The sequence below is a fragment of the Stenotrophomonas veracruzanensis genome, from assembly GCF_032911525.1.
Taxonomy (GTDB): domain Bacteria; phylum Pseudomonadota; class Gammaproteobacteria; order Xanthomonadales; family Xanthomonadaceae; genus Stenotrophomonas; species Stenotrophomonas africana.
On sequence record NZ_JAWJTI010000069.1, the window covers coordinates 1 to 4,642 of the forward strand.

The following is a 4,642-nucleotide window of genomic DNA, read 5'->3' on the forward strand; positions in this document are numbered from 1 at the left end:
TCGATGGCGCCATCCATGGCGCCAACGGTCCTGCAGCCCCACACCGCCCCACCTCTCACAGTTTCTCGCAATCTGTCGGAACTACATTCTGCTCTGGTGGGTGTCGACCTTGGTCGGCACGGTAGATCCACGCCATGCGTGGATGAGCGCTACAAGAAGGGTCGATGGATGGAATCGACTGGAAATCTGATGCCTACCCCACTTCCCCCAACAACACCTGCAACCCCGGCAGCCATTGCTTGCCCGGGTGGCGTACCAGCCACAGGGTGCGTTGCAGGGCGGGCAGCGGGGTCTCGAGCACGCGCAAGCGGCCCAGGGCCAAGGGCTCCTCCAGCGCGTGGCGCGAGAGGCAGGCCAGGCCGAGGCCGGCGATGGCGGCCTGCTTGATTGCTTCGGTATTGCCCAGCTGCAGGGTCTGGGCGAAGCCACGCAGGTGCGGCAGCAGCGCCTGTTCCACGGCTTCGCGGGTGCCGGAGCCCGGTTCGCGCAGCAGCCAGCGCGCGCGGCGCAGTTCTTCCAGCGTCCAGCGCGCGGGGGTGTCGGCGGCAGCCACGATCACCAGCGGATCCTGCTGCCAAGCGGTGACCTGCAGGCCACGCTCGTGGCACGGGCCTTCGATCAGGCCGGCGTCGACGTCCAGGCGCTGCACGGCGGCGACCACGCCGGCACTATTGTCGATGCGCAGGTCGACCTCGGCCTGTGGTGCCTGGCGCAGCAGTTCGGCGATGCGTGGCGGCAGCAGGTAATTGCCGACGGTGGTACTGGCGGCCAGCACCAGCCGCAGCGGCGCGCCCTGCGACGGGTCGCCGCCGGCGGCCAGCTGCCGCTCCAGATCGGCGGCGTTGACCAGCAGGGTGCGCGCCGGCTCCAGCAGTGCGCGGCCGTGCCCGTTGAGCGCCAGGCGGCGGCCGATGCGGTCGAACAGCGGGGTGCCGAAGTGCGCCTCCAGTTCGTGCAGCGCGGCGCTGCTGGCCGACTGCGAGAGCGCAATGGCCTGTCCGGCGGCGGTGGTGCTGCCGTGGTCGGCAATGGCGACGAATACCTGAAGCTGTCGCAGCGTCAGTCGCATGCTTATTACCTTCTAAATAGGTAGGTTTCACCCATATTATTCGTTTTACAGGTCGGTCAGGCAGGCGCACGCTTGCCCCCATCCTTCCAGCCCTGCCCTTGCCATGAACGCCCCCGCTCTCTCCTCCTGGACCCTGCCTGCCCTGCGCCAACGCTGGCAACCGCGTCTGCCCGGCCTTCTGCTGGTGGGCCTGATCGCGGCGGCATCGCTGTACCTGGCCGAGCTTCCCTGGCTGCAGGCGCATGGCTTGAGCGCACTGACCGTGGCCATCGTCGCCGGCATCGTGGTCGGCAACACGTTCTACCCGCGCTTGGCACCGGGCAGCGCGGCCGGCGTCGGCTTCTCCAAGCACTGGCTGCTGCGCGCCGGCATCGTGCTGTACGGTCTGCGCCTGACCTTCCAGGACATCGGCCATGTCGGCGTCACTGGCGTGCTGATGGACGTGCTGGTGGTCGCCAGCACTTTCGGGCTGGCCTGCTGGCTGGGCGTGCGCGTGTTCAAGATGGAGCGCGAGGCGGCCATGCTGATCGGTGCCGGCAGCGCGATCTGCGGCGCGGCGGCGGTGATGGCCGCCGAGCCGGTGGTGCGCGGCCGTGCTGCGCAGGTCACCGTCGCGGTCTCGACGGTGGTGGTGTTCGGCACGCTGGCGATGTTCCTGTACCCGGCGCTGTATGCCTTGGTGCAGTCGCACGGCTGGCTGGCGATGGACGCGCGGCAGTACGGTCTTTTCACCGGTGCGACGGTGCATGAAGTGGCACAGGTGGTTGCGGCGGGCCGCGCCGTGAACGAGGCAGCGGCTGATACCGCGGTGATCACCAAGATGGTGCGGGTGATGCTGCTGGCGCCGTTCCTGGTCGCGCTGTCGCTGTGGCTGTCCCGTGGCGGAAAGGCCAGCGCCGACGGCAGCAAGGCGCGCATCGTGGTGCCGTGGTTCGCGTTCGGTTTCGTGGCGGTGGCCGGTTTCAACTCGTTGCACCTGCTGCCGGCTGGCCTGCAGGCCGGGCTGGTGCAGCTGGATACCGTGCTGCTGGCGATGGCGATGGCCGCGCTGGGACTGACCACCCACGTCTCGGCGCTGCGCCAGGCGGGCCTGAAGCCGCTGCTGCTGGCACTGATCCTGTTCGCCTGGCTGTTGTTCGGTGGCCTGGCGATCCACCAGGGTGTGCTGGCGGTGCTGGGCTGATCAAGAGCATGCCGACCAGGGTCGGCACCCACATGGATGAAGACCCCAGAGCAGGGAGCAGCCGCGCGGACGGGTACAATGCGCCATGACTGACTTCTCGACCCTGCCGCTGAGCCCGGCCCTGCAGCCCGGCCTGGATGCCCTCGGCTACACCACCCTCACCCCCGTGCAGGCGCAGAGCCTGCCGGCCATCCTGGATGGCCGCGACGTGATCGCACAGGCGCCGACCGGCAGTGGCAAGACCGCCGCCTTCGGCCTGGGCCTGCTGCAGGCCATCGACCCCAGCCTGATCCGCGTGCAGGCGCTGGTGCTGTGCCCGACCCGCGAACTGGCCGACCAGGTCGGCAAGCAGATCCGCAAGCTGGCCACCGGCATCCCCAACCTGAAACTGTTGCTGCTGGTTGGCGGAGTGCCGCTGGGCCCGCAGTTGGCGTCGCTGGAGGGCCATGACCCGCACGTGGTGGTCGGCACACCCGGCCGTGTGCAGGAGCTGGCACGCAAGCGCGCGCTGAATCTGGGTGCGGTGCGCACGCTGGTGCTGGACGAGGCCGACCGCATGCTCGACATGGGCTTCGAAGAGCCGATCCGCGAGATCGCCGGCCGCACCCACAAGGACCGCCAGAGCCTGCTGTTCTCGGCCACCTTCCCCGACAGCATCCGCGCCATGGCGCGTGACCTGCTACGCGACGCGGTGGAAGTAACGGTGGAAGGCGCCGACCAGGCACCGGCGATCCGCCACCTGTTCTGCGAGGTGGAACCGGCGCACCGCCAGAAGGCGCTGGCCGGCCTGCTGCTGAAGTACACCCCGGAATCGGCGGTGGTGTTCTGCAACACCCGCAAGGACGTGGACGAAGTTGCCAACTCGCTGCAGCAGTTCGGCTTCTCCGCACTGGCTCTGCATGGCGACATGGAACAGCGCGACCGCGAGGAAGTGCTGTTGCTGCTGGCCAACCGCAGCTGCAACGTGCTGGTGGCCAGCGACGTGGCCGCACGCGGCCTGGACGTGGAAGAGCTGGCGGCGGTGATCAACTACGAGCTGCCGACCGACGTGGAGAGCTACCAGCACCGCGTGGGCCGCACCGGCCGGGCCGGTGCCAGCGGCCTGGCGATCAGCCTGGTGGCCGGTCGCGAGAAGACCCGTGCCGAAGCCATCGAAGCGCAGATGGGGCAGCCGCTGGACTGGCAGAAGACGCCGCTGGCAACCGCGCGCCCGGCCGAATTGCCGCAGGCCGCGATGCGCACCCTGCGGATCGACGGCGGCAAGACCGACAAGCTGCGCCCGGGCGATATCCTCGGTGCGCTGACCGGTGATGCCGGCCTGTCGAGCAAGTTCATCGGCAAGATCGCGATCTTCCCGACCCGCTCCTATGTGGCGATCGCGCGCGAGCAGGCCAGCAAGGCCGTGGCCAAGCTGGAAGCCGGCAAGATCAAGGGCCGCCGTTTCCGAGTGCGGATGATGTGATTGAAGCAGCGTTGCCAACCCCGGTTGGCAACGATCTGGCCTGGTAGCGGCCAACCTTGGTTGGCCCGTCCATGGCACCCGTCGCGAAAAGTGCTGCCAACCAAGGTTGGCAACTACCGGCTCCCGGCCATTCGCTCTGGTAGATGCCAACCCTGGTTGGCACCTGCCCTTCGATCAGAACACCAGTTCGGTGTGCAGCGGCAGATCCGATTCCCAGCGGGTGCGACCACCGAGGCCGTCCAGTTCGACCAGCACGCCGGCGCCGACCACTTCAACACCCAGGCGGCGCACCAGCGACAGCGCAGCGACCAGCGTGCCGCCAGTGGCCAGCACGTCGTCGATGATTGCCACGCGGGCACCGGCCGGCAGCGCATCGGCGTGCACTTCGATGCAGTCGCTGCGGTATTCCAGCGTGTATTCCTCGCGCAGCACCTGGCCCGGCAGCTTGCCCGGCTTGCGCACCGGCACGAAGCCGACGCCCAGCTCCAGCGCCATCGCGGCGCCGAGGATGAAGCCACGCGATTCGATACCGATCACCGCGTCCAGCTTCTGGTCGCGCCAGCGGTCGGCCATCGCGGTGATGGCACCGCGGAAGTCCTCGCTGTGGGCGAGCAGCGGCATGATGTCCTTGAAGAGGATGCCGGGCTTGGGGAAGTCGGCGATGTCGCGCAGGCGGGAGGCCCACTGCGGAGCGACGATGGCGTCGGTCATGTCACATTGGCTGTCTGATGGCGGCATAGGGTACCTGTTCCGGGCGCCGCCTGCCTGTTGAGGGGTCGGTCGGGCTGCGCCCGGCACCTGCAGAGGCCACCGCGCAAGCAAAAGCGAAAGCAAAAGCCGCATTCCGAGGGATGGCGGGGTGGGTCCGGTTGCGGGGGGCGCTGCAAGTACGTCCATGTAAGCTCGGTCGCCGCATCCATGCGGCTCA

Annotated in this window: 4 protein-coding genes; 2 read left to right on the top strand and 2 right to left on the bottom strand. The window is 68.5% G+C overall.

From position 1 onward, the window contains the following. Positions 1-193: 193 nt before the first annotated feature. A complete protein-coding gene (locus R1H25_RS20270; RefSeq protein ID WP_317224466.1) occupies positions 194-1,069 on the bottom strand; it encodes a LysR family transcriptional regulator in 876 nt (291 codons plus the stop codon). A gap of 103 nt (positions 1,070-1,172) precedes the next feature. Between R1H25_RS20270 and R1H25_RS20275 the strand changes: the two genes are divergently transcribed. Beyond that, positions 1,173-2,252, top strand: a complete 1,080-nt coding sequence (locus R1H25_RS20275) for a YeiH family protein (protein ID WP_317224467.1) — start codon at positions 1,173-1,175, stop codon at positions 2,250-2,252. Positions 2,253-2,337: 85 nt separating this feature from the next. After that, positions 2,338-3,714 carry an ATP-dependent RNA helicase DbpA gene (gene dbpA, locus R1H25_RS20280; RefSeq protein ID WP_154348897.1) on the top strand — a complete coding sequence of 459 codons (1,377 nt, stop codon included), beginning with the start codon at positions 2,338-2,340 and terminating at the stop codon, positions 3,712-3,714. A gap of 174 nt (positions 3,715-3,888) precedes the next feature. Here dbpA and R1H25_RS20285 read toward each other — a convergent pair whose 3' ends face one another. After that, entirely contained in the window at positions 3,889-4,425 is a 537-nt protein-coding gene (locus tag R1H25_RS20285) for an adenine phosphoribosyltransferase (RefSeq protein WP_317224468.1), read from the bottom strand. Positions 4,426-4,642: the final 217 nt, after the last annotated feature.

Coding starts and splice junctions, on each gene's coding strand:
- R1H25_RS20270 (WP_317224466.1), bottom strand. CDS start 1,069: ATGCGACTGACGCTGCGACAGCTTCAGGTATTCGTCGCCATTGCCGAC.
- R1H25_RS20275 (WP_317224467.1), top strand. CDS start 1,173: ATGAACGCCCCCGCTCTCTCCTCCTGGACCCTGCCTGCCCTGCGCCAA.
- dbpA (WP_154348897.1), top strand. CDS start 2,338: ATGACTGACTTCTCGACCCTGCCGCTGAGCCCGGCCCTGCAGCCCGGC.
- R1H25_RS20285 (WP_317224468.1), bottom strand. CDS start 4,425: ATGACCGACGCCATCGTCGCTCCGCAGTGGGCCTCCCGCCTGCGCGAC.